Origin of the sequence: Saccharothrix sp. ST-888 (assembly GCF_000955975.1) — a bacterium.
Lineage (GTDB): Bacteria > Actinomycetota > Actinomycetes > Streptomycetales > Streptomycetaceae > Kitasatospora.
In genome coordinates, this window is sequence record NZ_JYJF01000984.1 from 1 (window position 1) to 302 (window position 302).

Here is a 302-nt window from a genome sequence, read left to right on the forward strand (position 1 = left end):
GTTGGCAGCGGGCGGGCCGAGCAGCTGCTGCACGGGGGGTACGCGACGCCGATCGCCGAGGGCGTCCCGTTCGAGGTGATCGACTGCCGGACGGCCGAGCTGGGCAAGGTCGCCGCCAACTCCTTCCGCGCCACCAAGATCTCCTTCATCAGCGCGATGGCCGAGGTGTGCGAGAGCGCGGGCGAAGACGTGGTCCGGCTCATCCAGGCGCTCGCCCACGACGACCGGATCGGCGCCAAGTTCCTCGGTGCCGGGCTCGGCTTCGGCGGCGGCTGCCTGCCCAAGGACATCCGCGCCTTCAT

Annotated in this window: 1 pseudogene; it reads left to right on the plus strand. The window is 71.2% G+C overall.

Features of this window, described 5'->3' with window-relative positions:
* Positions 1-302: pseudogene (locus UK12_RS35270) on the plus strand (UDP-glucose 6-dehydrogenase); the annotation flags it as partial.